General features: G+C 54.8%; 2 tRNA genes and 3 rRNA genes. All 5 read right to left on the bottom strand.

What is annotated here, in order from left to right:
- Nucleotides 1-197: 197 nt before the first annotated feature.
- Nucleotides 198-313: ribosomal RNA gene (rrf, locus tag CK498_RS25450) — 5S ribosomal RNA — on the bottom strand.
- Between the two features lie 84 nt (nt 314-397).
- Nucleotides 398-3,297 (bottom strand): 23S ribosomal RNA (locus CK498_RS25455).
- Nucleotides 3,298-3,513: 216 nt separating this feature from the next.
- Nucleotides 3,514-3,589: transfer RNA gene (locus CK498_RS25460), tRNA-Ala, on the bottom strand.
- A gap of 107 nt (nt 3,590-3,696) precedes the next feature.
- Nucleotides 3,697-3,773, bottom strand: a tRNA-Ile gene (locus tag CK498_RS25465).
- A gap of 93 nt (nt 3,774-3,866) precedes the next feature.
- A 16S ribosomal RNA gene (locus tag CK498_RS25470) occupies nt 3,867-3,945 on the bottom strand; the annotation flags it as partial.

The raw sequence follows: 3,945 nt of genomic DNA on the forward strand, positions 1-3,945 counted from the left end.
AATAAGTGCCTGACGATGACATATCTCGCATGGGGGTGAGACCGCCCAGCCCTTCGCGGCACCGCCGCGAGGGCGGTCGAACGCCCCGAGCTGGCGAGGGGCCGGCCCGCGAAGCGGCCCCACATATAAAGAGCCGGGTTTCCCCATGCCCATGAAAAAACCCCAGCCTCTTCCGAAGCTGGGGTTTTGGTATAAGTGCCTGACGATGACCTACTCTCGCATGGGGAGACCCCACACTACCATCGGCGCTGAGCGGTTTCACTGCTGAGTTCGGCATGGGATCAGGTGGTTCCCGCACGCTATGGTCGTCAGGCGAAAAACAGAGGAATCATGCCGACGCGATACGTCTCAACGCATCCGTCAATTGTCGCGTAATCCACAGACCCCTTGGGGTTATATGGTCAAGCCTCACGGGCCATTAGTACACGTTAGCTCAACACATTGCTGTGCTTCCACACCGTGCCTATCAACCAGCTAGTCTCGCTGGGCCCTTCAGGAGGCGTAAAGCCTCAGGGAAGTCTCATCTTGAAGGGGGCTTCCCGCTTAGATGCTTTCAGCGGTTATCCTGTCCGCACATAGCTACCCGGCAATGCCACTGGCGTGACAACCGGAACACCAGAGGTGCGTCCACTCCGGTCCTCTCGTACTAGGAGCAGCTCTTCTCAAACTTCCGACGCCCACGGCAGATAGGGACCGAACTGTCTCACGACGTTCTAAACCCAGCTCGCGTACCACTTTAAATGGCGAACAGCCATACCCTTGGGACCGACTTCAGCCCCAGGATGTGATGAGCCGACATCGAGGTGCCAAACACCGCCGTCGATGTGAACTCTTGGGCGGTATCAGCCTGTTATCCCCGGAGTACCTTTTATCCGTTGAGCGATGGCCCTTCCATACAGAACCACCGGATCACTAGAACCTACTTTCGTACCTGCTCGACGTGTCTGTCTCGCAGTTAAGCACCCTTATGCTCTTGCACTCAATGCACGATTTCCAACCGTGCTGAGGGTACCTTCGTGCTCCTCCGTTACGCTTTGGGAGGAGACCGCCCCAGTCAAACTACCCACCACACACTGTCCTCGACCCGGATAACGGGCCTGAGTTAGAACGCCAATGATGCCAGGCTGGTATTTCAAGGGTGGCTCCACCCGAACTGGCGTCCGGGTTTCTAAGCCTCCCAGCTATCCTACACAAGCAACATCAGCATCCAGTGTGAAGCTATAGTAAAGGTTCACGGGGTCTTTCCGTCTAGCCGCGGGTACACAGCATCTTCACTGCGATTTCAATTTCACTGAGTCTCGGGTGGAGACAGCGTGGCCATCATTACGCCATTCGTGCAGGTCGGAACTTACCCGACAAGGAATTTCGCTACCTTAGGACCGTTATAGTTACGGCCGCCGTTTACCGGGGCTTCGATCAAGAGCTTCGCCTTACGGCTAACACCATCAATTAACCTTCCGGCACCGGGCAGGCGTCACACCCTATACGTCCGCTTACGCGTTTGCAGAGTGCTGTGTTTTTAATAAACAGTTGCAGCCACCTGGTATCTTCGACCGCTTCGTGCTCGGGGAGCGAGTCCCTTCACACTAATGCGGCGTGCCTTCTCCCGAAGTTACGGCACCATTTTGCCTAGTTCCTTCACCCGAGTTCTCTCAAGCGCCTTAGGATTCTCACCCTGACCACCTGTGTCGGTTTGGGGTACGGTCTCACATGGCCTGAAGCTTAGAGGCTTTTCCTGGAAGCGTGGCATCAGTGACTTCCAGACCGTGGTCTGTTCGTCTCGTCTCTCGGCCTTAAGGGTCCGGATTTGCCTGAACCCTCAGCCTACCGACTTTCACCAGGACAACCAACGCCTGGCTCACCTAGCCTTCTTCGTCCCCCCATCGCAACCATGTCAGGTACGGGAATATTGACCCGTTTCCCATCGACTACGCCTTTCGGCCTCGCCTTAGGGGCCGACTCACTCTGCTCTGATTAGCATCGAACAGAAACCCTTGGTCTTCCGGCGGGGGAGTTTTTCACTCCCCTTGTCGTTACTCATGTCAGCATTCGCACTCGTGATACCTCCAGCAGACTTCTCAATCCACCTTCATCGGCTTACACGACGCTCCTCTACCGCGCATTCACGTCGAAACGTGAACGCACCCGTAGCTTCGGTACCTGGTTTAGCCCCGTTACATCTTCCGCGCAGGCCGACTCGACTAGTGAGCTATTACGCTTTCTTTAAAGGATGGCTGCTTCTAAGCCAACCTCCTAGCTGTCTGAGCCTTCCCACATCGTTTCCCACTTAACCAGAATTTCGGGACCTTAGCTGACGGTCTGGGTTGTTTCCCTTTTCACAACGGACGTTAGCACCCGCTGTGTGTCTCCCACGCTCGCACTCACCGGTATTCGGAGTTTGCCTCGGGTTGGTAAGTCGGGATGACCCCCTAGCCGAAACAGTGCTCTACCCCCGGCGGTGATACGTGAGGCGCTACCTAAATAGCTTTCGAGGAGAACCAGCTATCTCCGGGCTTGATTAGCCTTTCACTCCGATCCACAAGTCATCCAAATCTTTTTCAACAGATCCTGGTTCGGTCCTCCAGTTGATGTTACTCAACCTTCAACCTGCTCATGGATAGATCGCCCGGTTTCGGGTCTATATCCAGCGACTGGTCGCCCAGTTAAGACTCGGTTTCCCTACGCCTCCCCTAATCGGTTAAGCTCGCCACTGAATATAAGTCGCTGACCCATTATACAAAAGGTACGCGGTCACAGAACGAGTCTGCTCCCACTGCTTGTACGCACACGGTTTCAGGATCTATTTCACTCCCCTCTCCGGGGTTCTTTTCGCCTTTCCCTCACGGTACTGGTTCACTATCGGTCAGCCAGGAGTATTTAGCCTTGGAGGATGGTCCCCCCGTCTTCAGTCAAGGTTTCACGTGCCCCGACCTACTCGATTTCACGCGATCAGATTTTCGGCTACGGGGCTATCACCCACTATGGCGGCATTTCCCAATGCCTTCGCCTAATCAGTCACACGCTTAAGGGCTGGTCCCCGTTCGCTCGCCGCTACTAGGGGAATCTCGGTTGATTTCTTTTCCTCAGGGTACTTAGATGTTTCAGTTCCCCTGGTTCGCCTCCCAACACCTATGGATTCAGTGTGGGATACCCAGCTTGTGCTGGGTGGGTTTCCCCATTCAGAAATGCCCGGGTCACAGGTTGTTTGCCACCTCGCCGAGCCTTATCGCAGGCTTCCACGTCTTTCATCGCCTCTGGCTGCCTAGGCATCCACCGTGTGCGCTTAATCGCTTGACCATATAACCCGAAAGGGTCTGGTCTGCGATTACGTACGACAATTGCCGGATACGCTTGAGACGTATCTTGCTTTCTCCTTGCGGAGAAATTTGTCAGCATGATTCACATTGTTAAAGAGCAGACTGTCAATCGACAGTCATAAACCGGTCATCGTCTTGGGCGATGGTGGCTTATGACTGCGGATCCGATCAGGTAAGACTGTGAGGTGGAGAGAAGTGGTGGAGCCAAGCGGGATCGAACCGCTGACCTCCTGCGTGCAAGGCAGGCGCTCTCCCAGCTGAGCTATGGCCCCACTGATATCCCGTACGTGCCATGGGAATTTTATTCAGGACAAGGCATTTTGTGGCGACGCATAGCCTGCTATGCGAGTCACAAAATAACGCAGTACTGGATAAAATTTGGTGGGTCTGGGCAGATTTGAACTGCCGACCTCACCCTTATCAGGGGTGCGCTCTAACCAACTGAGCTACAGACCCATTGGTCACGCTGGGCCTATACCCAAACAGTCTTTGCTCTGGCCGATCAGGTAATTCATTGTGAGCACTTGCCGACACGAGATGAGTCGTCGGTAAGGAGGTGATCCAGCCGCAGGTTCCCCTACGGCTACCTTGTTACGACTTCACCCCAGTCATGAACCACACCGTGGTG

It is taken from the genome of Halomonas salipaludis (assembly GCF_002286975.1).
Classification (GTDB): Bacteria; Pseudomonadota; Gammaproteobacteria; order Pseudomonadales; family Halomonadaceae; genus Franzmannia; species Franzmannia salipaludis.